At 55.9% G+C, this 21681-nt stretch carries 17 protein-coding genes; 11 read left to right on the top strand and 6 right to left on the bottom strand.

Annotated elements, in window-relative coordinates:
- The first annotated feature begins 42 nt into the window (after window positions 1–42).
- The 9 genes from rnpA (at window position 43) to AB0P14_RS15545 (ending at window position 11045) form a co-directional block, all read left to right on the top strand.
- Window positions 43–468: a ribonuclease P protein component gene (gene rnpA / locus AB0P14_RS15585; RefSeq protein ID WP_363844211.1), complete on the top strand. Its 426-nt coding sequence runs from the start codon at window positions 43–45 to the stop codon at window positions 466–468.
- Window positions 465–860 (top strand): membrane protein insertion efficiency factor YidD, encoded by a 396-nt coding sequence (gene yidD / locus AB0P14_RS15580; protein WP_363844208.1) that lies wholly within the window; start codon window positions 465–467, stop codon window positions 858–860. Before rnpA ends, yidD begins: the two co-directional genes overlap by 4 nt.
- Before the next feature lie 18 nt (window positions 861–878).
- Window positions 879–1847, top strand: a complete 969-nt coding sequence (gene yidC, locus AB0P14_RS15575; RefSeq protein ID WP_363844206.1) for a membrane protein insertase YidC — start codon at window positions 879–881, stop codon at window positions 1845–1847.
- Window positions 1847–2392, top strand: a complete 546-nt coding sequence (locus tag AB0P14_RS15570) for a R3H domain-containing nucleic acid-binding protein (RefSeq protein WP_363844203.1) — start codon at window positions 1847–1849, stop codon at window positions 2390–2392. Before yidC ends, AB0P14_RS15570 begins: the two co-directional genes overlap by 1 nt.
- 86 nt (window positions 2393–2478) lie before the next feature.
- Complete coding sequence (rsmG, locus tag AB0P14_RS15565) at window positions 2479–3117, top strand: 16S rRNA (guanine(527)-N(7))-methyltransferase RsmG (RefSeq protein WP_363844200.1); 639 nt, start codon at window positions 2479–2481, stop codon at window positions 3115–3117.
- A gap of 74 nt (window positions 3118–3191) precedes the next feature.
- Entirely contained in the window at window positions 3192–4247 is a 1056-nt protein-coding gene (locus AB0P14_RS15560) for a ParA family protein (protein WP_363844197.1), read from the top strand.
- A gap of 89 nt (window positions 4248–4336) precedes the next feature.
- Entirely contained in the window at window positions 4337–5350 is a 1014-nt protein-coding gene (locus AB0P14_RS15555; protein ID WP_363844194.1) for a ParB/RepB/Spo0J family partition protein, read from the top strand.
- Window positions 5351–7026: 1676 nt separating this feature from the next.
- Complete coding sequence (locus AB0P14_RS15550; RefSeq protein ID WP_363844191.1) at window positions 7027–8442, top strand: 3' terminal RNA ribose 2'-O-methyltransferase Hen1; 1416 nt, start codon at window positions 7027–7029, stop codon at window positions 8440–8442.
- Window positions 8443–8444: 2 nt separating this feature from the next.
- Entirely contained in the window at window positions 8445–11045 is a 2601-nt protein-coding gene (locus tag AB0P14_RS15545) for a polynucleotide kinase-phosphatase (protein ID WP_363844188.1), read from the top strand.
- 121 nt (window positions 11046–11166) lie between these two features.
- On the opposite strand, the gene AB0P14_RS15540 is transcribed toward AB0P14_RS15545, so the two are convergent.
- From AB0P14_RS15540 to AB0P14_RS15515, 6 genes are all read right to left on the bottom strand, one after another.
- Window positions 11167–13533 (bottom strand): DUF222 domain-containing protein, encoded by a 2367-nt coding sequence (locus tag AB0P14_RS15540; protein ID WP_363844185.1) that lies wholly within the window; start codon window positions 13531–13533, stop codon window positions 11167–11169.
- Between the two features lie 297 nt (window positions 13534–13830).
- Window positions 13831–14157, bottom strand: coding sequence for a thioredoxin (gene trxA, locus AB0P14_RS15535; protein ID WP_363844182.1), 327 nt, complete (start codon window positions 14155–14157; stop codon window positions 13831–13833).
- Window positions 14158–14173: 16 nt separating this feature from the next.
- Window positions 14174–15130 carry a thioredoxin-disulfide reductase gene (gene trxB / locus AB0P14_RS15530; protein ID WP_363844179.1) on the bottom strand — a complete coding sequence of 319 codons (957 nt, stop codon included), beginning with the start codon at window positions 15128–15130 and terminating at the stop codon, window positions 14174–14176.
- 128 nt (window positions 15131–15258) lie between these two features.
- Window positions 15259–16668, bottom strand: coding sequence for a hypothetical protein (locus AB0P14_RS15525; protein WP_363844176.1), 1410 nt, complete (start codon window positions 16666–16668; stop codon window positions 15259–15261).
- Between the two features lie 158 nt (window positions 16669–16826).
- The gene (locus AB0P14_RS15520; RefSeq protein ID WP_363844173.1) at window positions 16827–18647 is read right to left on the bottom strand and encodes a lipid II flippase MurJ; all 1821 of its coding nucleotides are present in this window, start codon (window positions 18645–18647) and stop codon (window positions 16827–16829) included.
- Between the two features lie 140 nt (window positions 18648–18787).
- Window positions 18788–19318: an NUDIX hydrolase gene (locus AB0P14_RS15515; protein WP_363844170.1), complete on the bottom strand. Its 531-nt coding sequence runs from the start codon at window positions 19316–19318 to the stop codon at window positions 18788–18790.
- A gap of 138 nt (window positions 19319–19456) precedes the next feature.
- Between AB0P14_RS15515 and AB0P14_RS15510 the strand changes: the two genes are divergently transcribed.
- Together AB0P14_RS15510 and AB0P14_RS15505 are read left to right on the top strand one after the other, a co-directional pair.
- Window positions 19457–20950 (top strand): CCA tRNA nucleotidyltransferase, encoded by a 1494-nt coding sequence (locus AB0P14_RS15510; protein ID WP_363844167.1) that lies wholly within the window; start codon window positions 19457–19459, stop codon window positions 20948–20950.
- A gap of 56 nt (window positions 20951–21006) precedes the next feature.
- Window positions 21007–21636, top strand: a complete 630-nt coding sequence (locus AB0P14_RS15505; protein WP_363844164.1) for a histidine phosphatase family protein — start codon at window positions 21007–21009, stop codon at window positions 21634–21636.
- Window positions 21637–21681: the final 45 nt, after the last annotated feature.

The following is a 21681-nucleotide window of genomic DNA, read 5'->3' as shown; positions in this document are numbered from 1 at the left end:
TGGCGATTCGTCGAGCCTTAGTGAAGTAGCGGTTGATCGCAGGTGCTAGCCACCAAGAATAGAATGCGGACTTCCGCCAACTTCTCACATACTGTACGTTCCGGTGTCCGAAATGGACGCCGGAACGTAGTGTTGTATATGGTGTCCACTTCCCTCGATGAACCCAGCCAGATCGGGTTCATCGTGGCGAAGACTGTTGGGAACGCTGTGACCCGTAATCTCGTTAAAAGGAGACTAAGGGAGATTGTTGTTGAGACAATTAAGGCGCATCCACATGGAGTCAATGTAGTTGTTCGGGCCTTGCCCGTTTCCGCGCAGGCTTCCTTCAGTGACCTTGTCATGGACTACCGAAAAGCATTTTCCGTTGCCTCCACCCGCTTGTGGGCGAAGTCGACGGGCTCTTCGGCATTACCTTCAACACCAACAGTAGACAAGGCACACGAGTCTAAAGGAGAAGATGTTTTGTGACCCGTTCACAAACTCAAGGGCACGCACCCAGGTGGCTTCCCGCCGTCGTGCGTTTCTTGTGGCATCTTCCCCGCAATATTCTTATAATCGTTTTGAAATTATACCGGCGCGCCATCTCACCCACTTATGGGCAGGTGTGCCGGTTTTTTCCGTCATGTTCGGCTTATGCTCTGGAGGCTGTGACTGTTCACGGCGCCGTCAAGGGCACATGGTTTTCGCTACTGCGGGTGCTTAGGTGCCATCCTTGGAGTGCAGGTGGTTTGGATCCGGTTCCATCACCGGCCGTTGTGGACTGGGATGACCCGTCCACAGTGCCCCTGATTGTCCAGCTGAACCACCCACATGTATTTCTGGCTAAGCAACAGGAAACACAAAGCCGCAAAGCGGCTTGAGGAGATAGATAAAGAAATATGGGCTTCTTCGATACAATTCTGTTCCCCTTCAAATGGGTCGTCTCCTGGATCATGTTGGCGTTCCATGACGGACTGACCTTCCTGGGAATGGACGGCGCCTCCGGCGTAACCTGGACCCTGGCCATCATCGGCCTGGTGCTGGTTATCCGTGCCGCACTGATTCCTGTTTTTGTGAAGCAGATCAAGGCACAGCGCGGCATGCAGGCATTGCAGCCGGATATGAAGAAGCTGCAGGCCAAGTACAAGGGCAAGACCGACCAGCTGTCGCGCCAGGCCATGGGCCAGGAACAGATGGCACTGTACAAGGAGCACGGAACTAACCCGTTCTCCGCATGCCTGCCCATGCTGATCCAGATGCCGTTCTTCTTCTCCCTGTTCCAGGTCCTTTCCGGCGTGGCCAAGGCCAACGCCGAAAGCAAGGGCATTGGTGCGCTGACCCACGCCGAAGTGGTGCAGTTTGATGAGGCCACCATCTTTGGTGCCCGACTCTCCGATGCACTGCTGCCTTCCTTCCAGGGCGGCAACCTGACGCCGACGATCGCCATCCTGTCGATCGTCATGATTCTGGCCATGATCGCCTCACAGTTCATTACGCAGAAGCAGATCATGTCCAAGAACATGTCTGAAGAAGCCATGCAGGGCCCGTTCATGAAGCAGCAGAAGATGATGCTTTATGTACTGCCGCTCGTCTTCGGTATTGGTGGCATCAACTTCCCCATAGGTGTTCTCATCTACTGGACCACGACCAACCTGTGGACCATGGGCCAGCAGTTCTTCGTTATTCGCCGCATGCCCACCCCCGGTTCGCCGGCGTACAAGGAATACCAGAAGCGTCGCGAGGCCAAGGGTCTGCCGCTGCTGGGTGCCTCGAAGAAGAAGATTGAGGAAGAAGAAGTCATTGAAGAGACTCCTGAGCTCAAGGGCCAGCGGAACCAGCCACAACGCAAGAACAGGAAGAAGAAATAATGCCTGAAGAATCGCAACTTGTCCCTGAGGAAGCAACAGCCCCTGTAGAGGCAACCGCTCAGGCGGAAACCGGTGCCAGCCGTCTGGAAGAGGAAGGCGACATTGCTGCCGACTACCTCGAAGAGCTTCTTGACATCGCCGATATCGATGGAGATATCGACATTGAGATCCGTAATGGGCGAACCTATATTTCGATCGTTGCCGATGAAGAAAGCGACTCATTGCAGAGCCTTGTTGGCCAGGACGGCGAAGTCCTTGATGCCCTGCAGGAACTGACACGTTTGAGTGTCCTCTCAGCTACGGAAACCCGTTCCAGACTGGTTTTGGATATTTCCGGCTATCGGGACCGCCGTAACGTTGAACTGGCCAAGATTGCCCAGGCAGCGGCAGACCAGATCAAAGATGGTGCGGAAACTGTGGCACTTGAACCCATGGGAGCCTACGAACGCAAGATTGTCCACGACGCCATTGCCGAGTTGGGGCTGGAATCCGAGTCCGAGGGTGAAGGCGCCCGCCGCCACATCGTGGTGAGCGCTGCGCACTAAGTCGCAGTTTTTTGAGAGTTACTAAACGGTCCCGGCCGCTGCCTCAAGGGAGCAGCCGGGACCTAAATTTTATAAGGACACAAATAGTGGTGGAACTTACTGCAGAAGAAGCTGTTGCGGCCGAACGCATTTTTGGCGATCGTCTTGACTTGGCCAAGCGCTATGTTGAGCACTTGGCAACATCAGGTATTGAGCGAGGGCTGATTGGTCCCAGGGAAGTACCCCGTTTGTGGAGCCGGCACGTCCTGAACTGTGCCGTTGTGGCTGAATTGATTGACGACGGCGCCAAGGTCGCCGACGTGGGCAGCGGTGCTGGCCTGCCAGGGCTGTGTCTGGCCATTGCCCGCCCCGATCTGTACCTGACGCTCATCGAGCCGCTTGAACGCCGTGTGATCTGGCTTGAAGAAGTAGTCATGGATCTGGGCCTGAACAATGTGGAGATCGTCCGTTCACGGGCCGAAGCAGCTATCGGTAAAGTCGAATGCTCGGTTGTCACTGCCCGTGCAGTGTCGGCATTGAATACCTTGGCGCCACTGACCATCCCGCTGCTTGGCGGCGAGGGAGTTCTCCTCGCTATCAAGGGACGTACGGCAGAGGAAGAAATTTCCAAGGCCGGCAAGGTCCTCAAGAAGTTGGGTGGCGTCAAGACTGAAGTGTTGATTGCTGGTCAGGACATCTTGGTGGAGCCCACCACTGTGGTCCGTGTTCAGGTGAAGCGGCGCTGATCCCCACGGCTGTGGGAATGAAACGATAGGCTAGAGGTTGGCAACCATCGCCACAGGAAAGTGAGAGTGTCAGCGTGACCAGTAGCGAAGCAGCTTCGCAACGGATCCCTCCGTTCATGACATTGGGGTCGGCACGTTCAAATGCCTCAAATCAACCTTATTCAATTGATTTTAGCCAGCGCAGTCCAGGAAATGCCGTTTCACGTGAAACAAAGGTCGACGCCTTGAGCCCACTGGATGATGACTTGGATGACAGCAGTCCTATTGCTAGTCAGCTGGTGAGTGAAACAAAGCGGCGCGAACGTCTGCTGGGGAGAAAGCTTCCCCGCCCGCCCCGGACTCGAATTCTGACGGTTGCCAATCAAAAAGGTGGCGTTGGAAAGACCACCACGACCGTGAATATTGCGGCAGCGCTGGCATCGGCCGGGTTGCATGTCCTAGTCATTGACAATGACCCGCAGGGTAATGCGTCCACAGCGTTGGGCGTTCCCCACCACGCTGAGGTGGACAGTATCTACGATGTCCTCATTAATGATGTACCCATGGCAGAAGTAATTGCTGACTGCCCTGATATTGCGAATTTGTATTGTGTCCCGGCAACCATTCACCTGGCCGGCGCTGAAATTGAACTTGTCTCCTTGGTTGCCCGCGAGCAGCGGCTGCGCCGGGCCATCGCCGAGTATGACAAGTTCCGGGAAAAAAATGGGCAAGCACGTCTCGATTTCATTTTTATTGACTGCCCACCAAGCCTTGGGCTCCTGACGGTCAATGCATTCTGTGCAGCCAATGAGGTCATGATTCCGATTCAGTGTGAATACTACGCACTAGAGGGTTTGAGTCAGCTTCTGAAGAATATCGAGATGATTCAGAAGCATCTAAATTCTGACCTGGTGGTGTCCACCATTTTGCTCACCATGTATGACGGACGCACTAACCTGGCGGCTCACGTCGCAGCTGACGTAAGGGAGCACTTTCCTCAGCAGGTATTGAAGGCGATGATTCCGCGTTCTGTCCGAATTTCAGAGGCACCCAGCTACCAGCAGACGGTCATGACCTATGACCCATCCTCAACAGGGGCGCTTTCCTATCTCGAGGCCGCTGCCGAATTGGCTGAGCGGTCCACGAGCTAATGTCTTTACTCAGCTAGAATCGTTGCAAATCACTATGAAGTTCATCAGAACCCGCACTATTCGGGATTTATTCAACGGAGGATGTCTCAATGACTGACAAGCGCAGGGGTCTTGGTCGTGGTTTGGGTGCCTTGATCCCGAACTCTTCAGGAGATGAGACAGGTTCCAGTCAGCCGACACGTCCTGTAGATCTGTTTTTCCCGGAACCAAAGGGACGCAAACCGGCTACAACGGGTACTAGAGCTGCGAAGAAGCCGGCTGTCGCTGAACCCGCTGAACTCGTAGCAGTTCCAGGCGCAACTTTCATGGAATTGCCGGTGGGGGAGATTCATCCCAACCGCAAGCAGCCGCGCACGGTCTTCGATGAAGACGATATGGCTGAACTGGTTCATTCAGTACGTGAAATTGGCGTTCTTCAACCCATTGTTGTTCGAAAGTCATCAGAAAAGGGCGATAAGCCGTATGAACTGGTCATGGGTGAGCGCCGCTGGCGTGCCAGCCAGGCCGCAGGCTTGGCGACTATTCCCGTCATTGTTAGGGATACTTCCGATGACAATCTGCTCCGCGATGCCCTGCTTGAAAACCTGCACCGCAGTCAGCTCAACCCACTTGAAGAGGCTGCTGCATACCAGCAGTTGCTGGAGGATTTCGGCACCACCCACGAACAGTTAGCAGACCGGATAGGTCGTTCACGGCCCCAGGTTTCCAACACTCTTCGTTTGTTGAAGCTTCCGCCGGTTGTCCAGCGCCGCGTCGCGGCTGGTGTTTTGTCGGCTGGGCACGCGCGCGCTTTGCTGGCATTGCCGGATTCGGTGGCTATGGAGAACCTCGCACAGAAGATTGTCGCCGAAGGGATGTCGGTCAGGGCTACGGAGGAAGCCGTCCAGCTGTACCAGTCTCCATTGGATGGACGAAAGCCTGCATCGAAAACGCCGAGCCCGCGTCATGAGCGGTTGGACTTCTTGGCAACTTCACTCGCTGACAGACTCGATACGAATGTAAAGATTTCCTTGGGTGCCCGAAAGGGAAAAGTTAGCATCGAATTTGCCTCCGTTGAAGACCTCAACCGGATCATGGATGTTCTGAGCCCCGGCGGAAATTAGTTCTCCTCGATAGTGGCGGTGGTGTTTCACGTGAAACACCACCGCCATCGTCTTTTAATTGGTTCCCCTGGATTGATCCTAAGAAGAATTTTCGTGAACCTTCCTGTCGGGGACATGGGTGCAATATTGGCTCCCGGATCGAGATGCAGCTACCGCTGCAGTGTTTCACGTGAAACATGATCAATCCCGCATGTAGTGTTTCGAAAAACTTTCTCTCTATATTTCTTTTCTTCTGTGGACATTCGGATCGAGTACGCGGGTCGAGCAGATAAGGACGAGGGCGAAGATTTCCACTGGGATGTGGAGTGGGATGTGATTGCAGGTAGTAGTTGCCCTCGATTCTTCTGCGGTTCCTGGGTTTCCTAGGTCAGCTGAGCGCTGACTGATATCGCCAAGAACCCGCATCGACGCAGCCTGCTCTATTGTGAGCGCTGACTCGGGGCACCGGGTTGAAAGGGTCTCACTCATTACCGTGACTCACCATCAACTTGCGGCGCCTCGGGCACGGTCGGCCCGTAAAGTGCGGCTATTCATCAATCGATCGGGAATGCAGCTGAGGAGCTGGAATATCGGATGGACATAGACATAGACATTGACGTAGACACCTCGCTAGATACAGCCTCAGCCGGGTGCATTAGGACCTGGTGCGGTGGAATTCGTACACGTGTAGCCGCCTACTTGACGCACCCTATGTCCTGAAAGAGACCAATTTGCGTCATATTGGAGCCGTGTGATCTTAGTGATGGCCAAGGCCAAGCATCTAGACGGCTAGCTAGTCAGAGCTGGCATGACCCAGCTAAAGCCGAGCATGGGGCTCCAGGCGTCAATCTCAGGGACTCTGACCCTATCCTGCGACCGCCGCCCCAGTAGGCGTCAATAGGCGCTCAGAGGAGTGTCTGGCCCCGCTGGTGAGCCCTGTGGCATCTCTGGCTACTCCGCGCTCTGTCTAGGAGTGGACATACTTAACCATTTCGAGCTCCTCTCGTCGTTCACTGTGAAAACACGTGGACTAAATCTGTCACAGTGAAATTTAGAAAGGTAAGGCCGATGTTGATACTGCTGGGATCCTTGAAGAATCAGGAACACACAGGGCTGTCCCACATTTGTCCCACGATCCAATGGGTTTTCGGAAGCAATTCCTAGGAGACGAAATTATCCAGCACTGGCGTGGACCACGACGGGCACTAGGCTTTCACATGTCTCCGCAATGCCCCATCCCGCCGCATGAGGTTGTAGCGAATGAATTCATTGGAGTCTTCCACCCGGAACTATAGAGGGCTGCGTGGCGGGGGTTTGCAAGGCTAGTTTGCCGTGCTGTACTCGACACTGAAACCCATACTTCGGTGTACCGGCCTGCGTTTCACGTGAAACATGGAAACCAGAGGCGTGATGGTGCTTTCTTCGAACATCGAGCTGCCAGTCAGCCAAAATCATGGATCGTGATTACCCCCAGCAGCGACCAATTCCGCCGCGCGTGGTACTTGCTACCGTCCTACAAAACCCAGATGAGCAGTTGTCCTGGCGGGAAGTGAGCCATTAGTTAGACAAGGTTTGGTTTCCAGGGGAAGAAGCGATCCCCTGAATGTTTCACGTGGAACCTATGGCAACTCGCGGTGCGGTACGCGCGTAGTTAATGTCCATGCAACGAGCTGCACCATTGGAGCTGCGGATGTAGAGTGAGGCAAAGATCGCAACTACTTGGGGGTAACTTGCTCGTCACAATTACTTACACAGCTCCGGACGCAAGTGACCTGGGCTATCTGCTCCATAAGAATCCAAGTAAGGTTCAGTCCTTCGATCTTAATGGTGGAGTGGCCACCGTCTTCTACCCTGAAGTTTCGGGTGAACGGTGCACGGCAGCACTACTTCTGGAAGTAGATGCCATCGACTTGGTGCGGAACAAACACCTGCGTGTGGGTACGCGAGACTCGTTAGATCACTACGTTAATGACCGTCCCTATGTGTCGTCGTCTCTCATGTCCGTTGCGTTGGGGAAAGTGTTCAGCACCGCCATGAGCGGAAGGTGCAAGGAGCGTCCACAACTTGCAGTCAGCCCCCTACAGTTGGTCATTCAACTTTCATCGGTTTCGGTCATGGGCCCGCCGGGGTTCGCGAGCAGTCTCTTTGAGCCCCTTGGGTGGGAGGTGAGCGAGATTCCTGTCCCTTTGAATCCAGAATTTCCCGACTGGGGAGACTCGAGTTACGTCCGAATTACCTTGACCGGCACCATTAGACTCAGTGATGCGCTACGACAGGTATATCTTCTACTCCCTGTCTTGGACGACGCCAAACATTACTGGGTCTCCGACGATGAGGTCGGAAAACTCATGCGGGCCGGAGCAGGTTGGTTGGAGACGCATCCACATCGGGAAATAATCACTCAGCGGTATCTAGCTCATCAGAGGAGTATGACTGAGAAGGTAGCTTTTCCCATCCATGAGGAAAGAGGAACTGAAGCTGATGACGATGTCCCGCTGGTGCCTGCAAGAAAGACCCTGCGCGGCCTGAGGGTTGAGGCCGTATTGAAGGCACTCCACGACGTCGGTGCTCGTAAAGTTGTTGATATGGGTTGTGGCGAAGGAGCGCTACTGCATAGATTGTTCTCAGACCCGGTCTTTACTGAGCTTGTTGGCACTGATGTATCTCCGCAGATGCTCAATAGAGCTGAAGAGCGTCTAAGACTGCGTGAGCTCAGTGATAGACAGAGAGAGCGCGTACGCCTGCTGCAATCGTCTGTCACCTATCTTGACGAGCGGTTGAGAGACTTTGACGCAGCCGTCCTCATGGAAGTAGTGGAGCATATAGAACCGGAGCGGCTAGCGGCCCTGGAGCACTCTGTTTTTGGGTACGCACAGCCACGGTCCGTCGTTGTGACCACACCCAACGTCGAGTTCAACTCCCTTTACCCCTTGCTCCCAGAAGGTACCTTTCGGCATCCAGACCATAGATTTGAATGGACTCGAGCTGAATTCGCTCAATGGGCAGCGAGCATAGCGTCTACCTATGGATACAGCGTTGAACTCCGGAGCATCGGTGAAGTTGACCAGCTTCTTGGTGCACCAACACAAATGGCAATTTTCAGGAGGGCATGATCATGAGTGAGCTGGCAATCCCGGAGCTCTGTCTTGTGGTGCTGATAGGACCAAGCGGATCCGGAAAATCCACCTTTGCAGCAAAGAACTTCGGAAGGTTTGAAACCCTTAGTAGTGACTTCTTCAGGGGGATGGTCTCCAATGACGTCAATGATCAGTCAGCAACTAAGGCAGCTTTTGAATCACTCAATTTCATTGCTGGGAAACGACTCGATGCAGGGCTCCTGACCGTGGTGGATGCCACGAGTGTCCAGGCAGATGCTCGCAGGCAATTGGTGGCGTTAGCCCGGGCCCACGACGTCCTCCCCGTGGCCATAGTTCTTGATCTGCCCTTATCTGTCAGTCTTGAGCGAAATGAACAGCGAAGCGACCGAGTGCTCGAGGACCACGTCATCAGGCGCCAGCACGATCAGTTGAGGCGTTCTCTGAAAGGTCTTGGCAGAGAGGGCTTCAGGAGGATCCACACTCTGAGTTCTGTCGCAGCGATGGAAGGGGCGAGTATTCGTCGTGAGCCACTGCTCAATGACTTCCGTCATGACGAGGGCCCCTTCGATGTCATTGGCGATGTGCATGGCTGCCTCGCTGAACTGTGCACACTCCTAGAGAAGTTGGGCTACAAGCTGATTCGCGATGAGCAGGGGCGAGTGCTTGACGCCAAGCATCCCCAGGGGCGCAAAGCGATTTTTGTTGGGGATCTCGTGGATAGGGGTCCCGATAGTCCCGGGGTACTCAGGCTCGCTATGGGAATGGTGGCACACGGAAATGCCAGGGCAGTTCCCGGGAATCATGAAGACAAGCTTGTCAGGGCATTGGAGGGGAAAAGGGTTCAAACCTCTCATGGGCTAGCGCAGACTCTTGCTCAACTTGCTGCGGAGCCTGAAGAGTTCCGGCGTGAAGTGAAGGATTTCTGTCGTGGGTTGGTCTCACACTTGGTCCTGGACCAAGGACGGCTGGTGGTCGCGCATGCCGGCATGACGGAGGCCTATCAGGGGAGAGCTTCCGCCAGAGTCCGAGCCTTTGCGCTGTACGGTGACACAACGGGAGAAACGGATGAGTATGGGCTTCCTGTCCGATACGCCTGGGCGAATGACTACAGAGGAGAAGCTGCTGTCCTCTATGGACACACGCCGACTCTGGACGCTGAGTGGATCAACGGGACCATGTGCTTGGATACAGGATGTGTATTCGGCGGAAAACTGACTGCCTTGCGTTATCCGGAAAGGGAAGTCGTACAGGTACCTGCTGAGAAAATATGGTTTGAACCGGCCAAGCCCCTGGCTTCTGCAGGAGAATCCATGCAAGCTGAATCAGGATCCACCGGGGGAGCTACTGCCGAAGAGGGTGGGGAACGTGCTGATAACGTGCTCAAGATCAGCGACGTTCTTGGCAAGCAGTCCGTCCAAACAGGAATCCATGGACGGGTGAGCATTCGTCAGGAGCAAGCAGCTGGGGCACTTGAGGTTATGAGCCGCTGGGCGACGGATCCGAGCTGGATGCCGTATTTGCCGCCCACGATGAGCCCGGTTAGTACATCAAAACTACCTGATTATCTGGAACATCCAACTGAAGCTTTTGAGTCATATAACAAGGCCGGGGTGTTGAGTGTCATCTGCGAAGAAAAGCACATGGGATCCAGGGCCGTGGTGTTGCTAACTCGAAATCCTCAAAAATTCGACGCCCCACGTGGCTGGCGTGGAACTGTGTATACGAGAACAGGAAGGCCATTCTTCAACCGGAAGACGGCGGATGATTTTCTGATGCGAACCGATGCAGCAGTGGAGGAGGCAGGTCTCTGGGAAGAACTAGCAACGGACTGGATCTTGCTGGATGCAGAACTTCTTCCTTGGTCATTCAAAGCCGAGGAGATGATCCGTGGCCAGTATGCAGCTGTGGGTGCTAGCGCCACTAGTAGCCTGGGTGACGCCACCGGAGCCCTAGAGAAAGCGCTCGAATCAGGAGCTGACGTTTCTGAGATCCTCGCTAGACTTCGTTCCCGAAAAGCGAATGCTGCGGCGTACATCGCTGCCTATCAAAACTACACTGCACCCTCTAAAGGGTTGGACGGTGTACAGCTGGCTCCTTTCCAGGTGCTGGCGTCTGAGGGGGCGGTACATTCTGGTCGAGACCACATGTGGCACCTTAACCTAGCGGACAAGCTCGCAGCGGCAGACCCGGAACTAATCCGCGCTACGCGGCGCATGGTCGTTAGGACCGATAACTCGGAATCTCGTACTGCAGGAACACAGTGGTGGCAGGAACTGACAGCAGCTGGTGGGGAGGGGATGGTGGTGAAACCGCTGCAGAACCTGACTCGTAGATCCGGAGATTCCCGTGTCAACAAAGATCTGGTGCAACCAGGCATTAAGGTAAGAGGACGTGAGTACTTGCGTATTGTCTACGGGCCGGACTACACAGACCCTCGGAACCTGGTCAGGTTGAAAGACCGGAATCTGGCACTGAAAAGATCTCTGGCACTGCGAGAATACGCGCTTGGGATCGAAGCGTTGGATCGCTTGGTTTCTGGCGAGCCATTGTGGAGAATCCATCAGGCAGTGTTTGGGGTGTTGGCGCTGGAATCGGATCGCGTTGACCCTCGTCTCTGAGAGTCGGAATCTAGGAATGTCCTATTGCTGTTCCACGTGAAACATGCACGAATAAATCAAATTGGGGATTGCGGATACTTCGCCAGAGACGTTCTTCGGAGAGCTTTCAGGAGGCCTCTGACTAGTCTTCGCGTGGTTCGCTCGAAGCATGCTCAAGGAGATAGTTCTCGATGGCGATTTGAGTGAGGATTTCCTCATCCTCGTCGTTGGGGAACGTACCGGCGGGTGGTTCAGGGATGACGTCGTCGTTCCACTGCTCTTCTTGGTCGCGGTCAGGGTGCGCACTTTCATCAATGTCTCCACAGTACAAATCGTCTGTGAGGTACTGAATTCGCAGCGAGTGATCGATAAATCTGCGGAGCCATTTTGTGTAGACAGGTGCTTGGCTATCGGCGAGCTTGGGCGGGTAGTACCTTCCTGACGGAGAGGTCCACGCTACGCCGTTGTCCGTCATTACTGGCGTCCACCCCCGCAGTCTCACAGCGCTGCGTTCGGGGGATTGGTCGGTTCGATACTGACCGTCACGAGTCCTGTCATCCTTGAAATGCTTGATCCGGTGGTGACGTTTGCAGAGCGCTTGAAGGTTGCTGAAAATAGTGCGTCCACCACTTTCGAACTTCGTGATGTGGTCAACGTCGGAGGTACTGGCCTTGGCTGTGCACCCTGGGAACTGGCAGTATTCATCCCTGATTCGGAGCATAGTTCGCATGGCTTTGGTGACTCGGTAACGTTGCGGGGAGCAATCCAGAGGCTTGTTGGTGATTGGATCTACTAGAACCCGATAAAAGCTCGAGGATTCGGACATGAGGTACTGGGCAACTTCCATGCTGATGGGTCCGCAACCTTCCATCCATGCGGGTTCATTCGTGGCACCTAGCATGGACAGGACAGGAATCAGAAGCACAGGGGCAACTTGGGGCATCGGTGGCCACACTGGATCGGTTCTATTCGTTTCAGACATATCCATTCCGGTGGAGGAAGGTTCTGGGCTGAGAACGGGTGGCCTAGCCGCTGGGTGCCAATCAGGATCGTTACGGATATCGGGGTCCCTGTACCCGGGGTCCCGATAGTTTGGGTCGTCGAAAACAGGGATATCCTCTGCAGAAAGCCGATACCAGCCCTGATCCGGATCAGGAACTGGACCGTCATGGGAGGGCAGCGGTTCCGGGCTCTGAAACAAGTTCCTAGGGTCGTTGCGTACTCTTGCGAGATCGGCATACCTTGCCATCCTGCGTGCCAGCCCATTGCCCACAAAGCCAGATGACGCCGTGCTGCCACTGCAGCTGGTACTTTGTTCTGGGAGTGGCGTGGCCGCACCAGTTAGGGAGGTTTCGACCTTGTCGGGTGCGGAGAATTCTTTCCTAGGGTGCTCGGTCCCAGAAGGTTCTGTTCCGGCGGTCCAGGTTCCCCTGTGATCGCTTACCGAGGGCGGCGGTGAACTTGTGGAGGGGCGGCTCGTGCCGGCTGCTGGATCCGAGAAGGTGGGACTGTAGAGGTGATTTTGGGCCATGGACTGGTTCAGCAACAGTGCTGCGGCTACATCGGCACGGAGTTGGGTTAGGGTTCGGTCTTCATGTGGACCCTGTGCGGCTTGCGCAGTGAGAGTGCACTGATCCCAGATACCTTCGACCGTTGGTGCTGGGAGGTAGAGGCTGAGCCAAGACATCCCGTCTTGTCCGTGGCCGACTCTCAACGAACGACTAGCGAAGGAACGGCGGGTCCGGACGGGAATACTCTCGGGGTAGCTACGTTCACGCAAGCGGCGCGCTTTCTCACGGAAACTGGGTAGCGTGGATGCAACGGCCTTCTCTAGAAGCGCACGTTCAAATGACTCAATTGTTTCAATTGGAAGGCCAGCTTGCCGCAGCAAGGTGGCCTCATCGGCAATGATCGCTGCGTGATCCCACCCTAACCATCCGTCAGCGAGAGCTGCCAAAGTGGCCGGCACGTCGTGGACGAGCGTGGAGGCAAGGTCCATGAGTCGATCGGCTATGTTCTCAGGGATGTTCAGGATACCCGCAAGTTCGGCACGCACCCCTGCCATATGAGGTTGATGCTGCCAAGAGTCCAGCGTCAGGACTGTGGCTTCCAATCGTGTGGAAGCCTGTAGACGATCAATCAACACTGCGGCCAGGGCGGTGCACTGGTTCTGATGTTTATGCAGTGCGGCGACGGCTTCAATGCATTCATCCATCAACATTCTTGCCGCTTCCAACTGAGATTTAGCCCGCTTCTGCGGGTGCCATGCAGTTGCGTCAGAGTCCTCCAGGGAGGCAGCTGCCGAGCCGCCACCGTGAGAGGTGGCGGTGTCAACGTCTGAAGTGTCGGCTGCCACTGGGAACGGCAAGGGTGGCAGAGCAGACATCGCGGCAATGTCAGTGCCAAGTGGTTCAATGACAGGAAGAGTCAGTCCAGCAATCAGGTCCGCCACACTCAATGTGGTGGATGAATCATCCCGACCAACCGGGAAATTCACTGAACTGCCCATAGCACAATTCTAATTTATATGTTTGTGAAGAACAAGCATTTATGGAAACTTCCCAGAAATAGTTTCTATAAGACCAGACTGGCGCTGCCGGCCAAGTTTCACGTGAAACTTACCTCAAATCCCGCGAATGGACCATCAGGCGTCATTTCCGGGAGCGGATTGCGCGAAAAGTATGAACAACTTTTGCGCTTAGAATCAATCTGGGAGAAGCCGAAATTCACATTTAAATGGGTATGGACCGGACAGAATCCGGTCCATACCCATTTAAGCAGTTTGCAAGAAGTGCTGAAGAAGTGCTTACTTCAGGACGTCTGAAAACTCCTTCTCAAAATACTGCTTGGGGCGTGCCCCAATAACGGTCTCCTTGACCTCGCCGCCCTGGAACAGGTAGACAGCGGGAATGGAAGTAATCCCGTACTTGGCAGCGATGGCAGGATTGGCATCCACATCTACCTTGACGACTTCAACCTTGTCAGAGTACTCCACGGACATTTCGTCCAAAATGGGGCCCAGCTTGCGGCAGGGGCCACACCATTCGGCCCAGAAGTCCACAATGACTGGCTTTTCTGCATTCAATACGACATCTGCAAAAGTTGCATCTGTAGCGATCTTGGCGTTGCTCATTGGAATCTGCTTTCTCTTAGGAGTTTTGGTCGGCCAGGTAGTGCTCAACGTCAAGCGCTGCAACACAGCCCGAACCAGCAGCCGTAATGGCCTGTCGGTAGGTTGGGTCCACAACGTCGCCGGCGGCAAAGACGCCCTTGACGCTGGTCTTCGAGCTGCGGCCTTCGACAGCAATCGTTCCGGCATCTGTCAGTTCCAAGACGCCCTTGACGAGATCAACACGGGGATCGTTGCCTATGGCAACGAATATTCCTGTTACAGCCAATTCGCTCTTCTCGCCTGTGACCAGGTTGTTCAAGCGTGCGCCGGTAACCTTGGCATCACCATCAATGCCAACAACCTCCGAGTTCCAAACGAACTTGATCTTCGGGTGGTTCAGGGCCCTATCGGCCATGATCTTGGATGCCCGCAGTGTGTCGCGGCGGTGAACCACCGTCACCGAATCGGCAAACTTAGTCAGGAAGATGGCTTCCTCCATAGCAGAGTCTCCACCGCCAATGACGGCAATATTATGACCCTTGAAGAAGAATCCATCGCAGGTGGCACACGAGCTGACGCCATGGCCAACAAGACGCTTTTCGCCTTCAACACCGAGCTCCCGGTACGCAGAGCCGGTAGAGACAATCACGGTGCGTGCCTTGAATTCCTGGCCGTCAGCCAGAACCACAGTCTTGATGGCCCCTTCAAGCTCAACTGAAGTGACGTCGTCGTACATGATCTCGGTACCGAACTTCTCAGCCTGCTGGCCGAGGTTCTCCATGAGGTCAGGGCCCATGATGCCATCAGGGAAGCCGGGGAAGTTCTCCACCTCGGTGGTGTTCATCAGCTCGCCGCCTGCAGTCACTGAACCGGCAATCATGAGCGGCTTGAGATCGGCGCGGGCAGTGTAGATCGCGGCCGTGTAACCTGCCGGACCGGAACCGACAATGATGACGTCGCGAATATCGCTGGCGGGGGTAACTTCAGTGCTCACGGGTGAGTGTTCCTCTTCCTTCAATGAATGGAACCGCGCCCTGGCGGCCCAATGGCTCCTTCGCTATCCACAACCGGTGCAGGGACATAGTTATTCCATACACCGGTCGCGGAAGGCTTGAAAGCGGGTTACTTGATGCTGATCTCGGTGATCTTCAAACCGAAGGGATAAGTCACTGACGGCTGTAGGCGGGGCAGCTCGGTGAAGTTGATGATCACGTACTGCGCCTTAACGCCGGGAGCTGCCGTGAGCGTAAAATCGGGGGCGCTGAAGGAGCCGCTGCCAATCTTCGTAGCACCCTGCAACTCTGGCTTGCTGTTGGTCAAGATATTGAACTGACCGCCAGTACCGGCAAGCTGATTGATCGTGACAGAGCTGATAGTTGATTCGGCCTGCAACTCCACTACCAAGTTGATGCTATCCGTCTGGTCTGCAAATGGGGCGCTGGAATACTCCACCGTGGGCCAGTACGTGGCCTTGTTGCCGTCGATTGCGTCCTTGAGCCGCGGGTAGAAAGCCTCGGCATAGTTCGGGGCACCCGGCGCAAACACCGTGATGTCAGTGAGGCCCTTGATGACCGGCGCCACTGCTACCGGTTCCGGTGCAGTGGAAGGCGTCTGGACGTCGCTGGGGGGCGGAGATGCTGCAGTGCTTGTTCCGGCAGCCTGATTATCCGAGTTCGGGAACAGGCTAGTGATGTGCGAAATGGCGAAAATGAGTGCACCAATTAGCAAGACGCTGACAATGGCCCCGGTCAGCCAACGGCCGGTGGCGCGGGGAGCGTTCTCCGCGTCGTCCTCTTCCAAGGAGTCCTCGACCTGAGCGTAGTCCTCCGTTAGCAGTTCCGCGGGGAAAGTACCTGGGCGCCGGGCTTCAGCCAAGCTTTCCTCATGGTCTTCGTTGATGAACGCGTAGTCGTCCTCATCCCACAACGTGACCTTGGAAACAGGCTGAGCCGTTTCGAGACTAGGAGGCACGACGGCGGCACTCGCCACAGCGGCTGCACCCACCGCCGCTGTGGGCGGCGGTGTGGGTGTGTCTGCCTGCGACACGGCCGGCTGCGGTACGGCTGGCTGGGTGACGCCGGGAATCGGGTGGGCAGGCGTCATCGGGGAATTATCCTCGTAAACATACGCGCTGCTGATGGGGGCTGCATCGCGTGCTTTGCCGAAGATTTCAGTACCGAGGGTATCGGTGAAGAACGGCTCCTGGTAGACCTCTTCTGTTGGTTCCATGGGAACCACCAGATCGAGCAGATCTGCCGGGGAGGTCCTGGCTGCAATGAGGTACGTAGAGTTCTCTTCCACACCCAGATCCAGAATGGAAACGTTGGATACTCTGCTGCCGGTGGCCACGTCTCTGGCGCTTTGGGTCAGATTTGGTGAGTTCTCAATGGCGGCGACCAAAATACTGACGGGACGGTTGAGAACCTGATCTAGTCCGTCGAGGATAATGTCGTTCTCGGCAGAGGCCAGAATACGGCCGGTCACTTTGTAGCGGCCGCCAAGGATGGAGCCCACATCAATGGGTTGTGGCACCAAATCCTCCTTTTACAAACATGGTGGCTTGTGCGAATGGAGAACACGAGCCATATTCTCACTGATTCTATAGGAAAACACTGCAAGATCCGTGGTTGCGGCCTTGGATTGCCGTATTGCCTTCGGAGCAGTCCTGCGTTGGGGCGAAATAACCGGACTTACTTCACCTTTGTGAGCGGAAACCGGTTCCGGACTTTATTGATCAAAGGATTGAGTAGTGCGTCAACTTCATCTACGCGCAGCTGCTTCAAGACGAGCACATAAACCACTGCCATGACCGTTCCCACAACAGCCAAGGTGGCTACGGAGGCCTGAATGGAAGTCCACATGAAGCCGCCGGTTGTGGAGCTTCCAAAGAGTCGCAGAACCAGTTCTCCAACAATGCCTGAGACTAGGGCGGCAGCGAGGAAACGCATGTGGGCGCGCATGATCAAGCCGCCACCGTAGTCGCCCAGCTGGGCTTTCAGGAAACGGTGGCTGATGACGGGCCCTACGAAGTTGCTGATGGTGTAGCTCAGGGCAATGCCGTAAACGATCCATTCGGCCGGCAGCCGGCCGGCTATCAATACACAGCTCAGCAGCACACCCACTGCAATGCATTGCAGAATGAAGGGCGTCTTGGCGTTCTCCTGAGAATAAAACACCCTGTTCAGAATGAAATTGATGCTAAATAGAGGGGCGCCTACAGCCAAAATAGCCAACGTGATAGCGACCTGGCGGCCCACTACTTCATGATTTCCACTGAAAAGCATCCCAAGAGGACCAGACAGCACCAGCAAGGCCATAGCAGCAAAGACTGTGGCCATTCCTGTGGTCCGCAAGGCACTGGAGAGGGAGGACCTCAACGCTGAGCGGTCCTTGTTAGCCGCGGCATGTGCCATGGCCGTGAACATCACTGTGGCAATGGATAGCGCAATGGTGGAATGCGGCATGATGTACATCTCGGTGGCCCGGTTTAACACCAGCAGGCCCGGTAGCACGGATCCGCCGGCGTCGCTGTCGTCCCCGCTAGGGATGGTGGCGACGCGCATGATGACGAGAAAGCTCAAGTTGCCAATAATCATGGTTCCCATGGTCCACGTGGCGATCTTGGCTGTGGCGCCTAGCCCTGCTCCCTTCAAAGAGAACTTGGGTCGCAGCTTCAAACCAAGGCGGTGAACAGGAACCAGCAACACCACCGACTGGGTGATGATGCCCAAAGTGGCAGTACCGGCCAGCATCCACGATTGCCCGGTGGTCCAGTTACCGACTGTGTGCGGGTTAGTCACGGAGCTGCCAGCAACGAGAATGAACACGAGTAGTCCGGCAATGGCCACCACATTGTTCACCACCGGAGCCCAGGCGTACGCCTTGAAGGAGTTATGGGCATTGAGAACCTGCCCCAAGAGTGAGAACAGCCCGTAGAAGAAAATCTGCGGCAGAAGGAACAAACCAAAAGTGATGGACAGTTCTAGCTGCCTACCGCTGAACGATGTGGACAGGCTCATGATGGGGACCACCAGAAGCATGACGACGGCGGTCAGTGCCAGTAAACCAAGAAGTGCCACGGTCAGCAGCCGGGAAATGAAGTCACTGCCACCGTCCGCATGTTTGCTGGCTTTTGCGATCTGCGGGATCAGCACTGCGTTGAAGACGCCACCTGCCAGCATGAGGAAGATCAAGTTGGGCAGAAAGTTGGCGCCTTCAAAGATATCGCCCACCACCGTGCCGGCCACGGCGATGCTCAAAATGATGCCCTTAATCAAACCCAAGATGCGGGAGACTAAAGTGCCCACAGCTATGTTGGCGCTAGATTTGGCCGCGGAAGAACTCATCCGGCCGTTATTCGCGGATTGCATCTTCTGAGCCGGAACCTTCTCGGCTGACACCTTTTGGACAGGCACGCTCTTGGTGCCGGTGTTTAAAGTGGCGTTTGAGAAGGGCACGCGCGGAGCGGCAACGGGTTTAGGCGGGATGTTAACCCGTTCAACTTTAGACATCGACACCATCATCTCACTGCAGGCTTGGGGTGGGCTGACAACAGTGCAGTCCAACATAAACTCTGGTCCAAAAACCATGGTCCAAACTAAATTAGCGATAACAGGCTAGCTCTGTTCAAAACTCTGCCCGCAGACGCTGCTTAGAAGTGCTCTGGCAGCAATTCCCGGGCAAGGTCGGTGATGCGCCGCTCATTGGGGAAGGAGAGCTTTCTGGCCAGCTCATCCAACGGTATCCAGGCCACATCAACTGCTTCATGGTCCGGATCATTCTCAATGGTCAAGAACCCGCCGGTGGCGCGCAACAGATAATGATGGACCGTCTTGTGCACCCGATGGCCGCTGACCGTGAACCAGTAGTCAATGCTGCCCAGGGTTGCCACCACCTCACCGGCGATGCCAGTTTCTTCTTCAATCTCCCGCACAGCAGCTTCGTCGTGGGTTTCCTCACCCTCGGGATGGCCCTTCGGCAGGCACCACTCAAGGCGACCACCGCGGTTGATGCGGGCAATAATGGCGACGTGAGGAACTCCGTCGCGCATCTCCACCACAACACCGCCGGCCGAGACTTCCTCCACGGTTGGCAGCTGGCTGGGTGCAGCGGGCACTCCGAGCGATCCCATTGCCGGTGGCAACGGGTTCCTCTTAGGCGCGCGCGGCACGGGGTGAACCATGCTGTCCACTCTAGCTACCTTTGCCCCGGGATGATGACAGGTCCGGTGGGCAGTTTGATGGTGTCTTGAGGTCGGTGCCGGCGCGACATTTCATGTGGCAAGCATCGAGGGGCAAAAGTCTGGCATCCTTAAGGGACCATGGATTTAGTGCCCAATACCTCAAAATTTGACCCAGTTGTTCTCGAACTGGGACGCCTCTTTGCCGACGCCGGCTTTGAGCTTTCCCTCGTTGGCGGACCGGTTCGCGACCTGTTTCTGAACCGCATTTCCCCCGATCTGGATTTCACCACCAACGCCACCCCGGATGAGATCCTTTCGGTGGCTAAAAAATGGGCGGACTCACACTGGGAGATGGGCCGTGAATTTGGCACCATCGGCTTCCGTAAACGCAACGCCCATAAAGAGGTGTTGCTCATTGAGATCACCACCTACCGCGCAGAGGCCTACGATCCTGAATCGCGCAAACCTGTCGTGGCCTTCGGGACGTCATTGGTGGATGATTTGCAGCGGCGTGACTTCAGCGTCAACGCCATGGCACTACGCCTGCCTGAAATGGAACTGGTGGACCCGTTTGGCGGTGCGAAGGATCTAGCCGCGGGGCTGCTGCGCACACCGGGCACTGCCGAGGACTCATTCTCCGATGACCCGCTGCGTATGATGCGGGCCGCACGCTTCGCTTCACAGCTGGGCTTTTCCCTGCACCCGGATGTTCTTGCCGCCATGACCGGGATGGCTGCGCGGATCAGTATCATCTCTGCCGAGCGGGTTCGTGAAGAACTCGTAAAGCTCATCTGTGGCGCTCACCCGCGCGCTGGTATCGATATTTTGGTGGAGACGGGTCTGGCCGAGCTGGTTTTGCCGGAGATTCCCGCACTCAAGCTGGAAACGGATGAGCACCACCGGCACAAGGACGTTTACCAGCACTCGCTGCAGGTCTTGGAGCAGGCTGTTTCTTTGGAGACCGGCGCTGACGGCCCGGTGCCTGGCCCTGACTTTGTGCTGCGCTTTGCAGCTCTCATGCATGACGTCGGCAAGCCCAAGACCCGTCGTTTTGAGCCGGGTGGCGGGGTTAGTTTCCGCCATCATGATTTAGCCGGGGCGAAGCTCACTGCCAAGCGGATGAAGGCGTTGCGCTTTGACAATGATTCCATCAAAGCTGTTTCACGCTTGGTTGAGCTGCACATGCGCTTCTACGGTTACGGTGAAGCGGGTTGGACTGACTCTGCGGTGAGGCGCTATGTCACCGATGCGGGGCCTTTGCTGGAACGGCTTCATCGACTGACCCGTTCCGATGTCACAACCCGCAACCAGCGCAAGGCTGACCGTCTTTCCTTCGCCTACGACGATCTGGAACAACGGATTGCCGTCCTGGCGGAACAAGAAGAGCTGGAATCGATTCGACCCGATCTAGACGGTGGTGCCATCATGGCCCTGCTGGGGATCAAGCCCGGCCGTGTAGTGGGCCGGGCGTACAGCTTCCTCCTGGAACAGCGGATGGAATATGGCCCGCTAGGTCCTGAGAAAGCCGAGGAAACCTTGCGGCACTGGTGGGCCGAGCAGCCCGAGTCACAACCGGCAGATCCTGCTGAGCCTGCACAGCCTGCGGAGTCCGAACAGCCTTCCAAAGGCTGAGGCAGGCTGAGGCAGTAAGTCTTCACCATCAATATTCTCTGATTGGAATATACGCAATGAGTAATGTATCTAATGTAAACTCTCCTGCTGGCGTAGCCCCCGTCCCGGGTGGCCCCAAACTCTGGCTCTTGCGTCATGGTGAGACCGAATGGTCGCGCAGTGGCCAGTACACAGGCCTGACGGACCTTCCCTTGACGGACGTGGGCGAGACTCAGGCACGCTCCGCGCAGACTGCCTTGTCCGGCGTCGACTTTGACCTTGTGCTCACCTCACCGCTGCAACGAGCACACCGGACAGCAACCTTGGCCGGTTTTCCCGACGCTGTGGTGGAGCCGAACGCCGTCGAATGGGACTACGGCGACTACGAAGGCATTGATAGTTCTTTGGTACGCGCCCAAAATCCGGGCTACCTAATTTGGGACGATGGGGTGCCCAATGGTGAAACTTTGGAGCAGGTCGCTGAGCGGGCAGACAGAATCGTGGCCCGGGCGCTAGCCGTTACGAGAGAAGATGGAGCCCCCGCCAATGTTCTGCTCGTGGCCCACGGCCATTTCCTGCGCATCATGGCCGCCCGATGGCTGCGGCTGCCAGCCGGTTCGGGCCGACACTTTGTACTCGGCACCGCCAAGGTTTGCACTCTTGGATGGGATAAGAAAACCCCTGCGATCGAACAGTGGGGCCTGTAGCGCGGCTATCCCGTAACGGCCCGTGTAGCTACGCGGGCTCAGGGG

It is taken from the genome of Specibacter sp. NPDC078709 (assembly GCF_040686795.1).
Lineage (GTDB): Bacteria > Actinomycetota > Actinomycetes > Actinomycetales > Micrococcaceae > Specibacter.
This window is presented reverse-complemented; position numbering and strand designations above follow the sequence as displayed.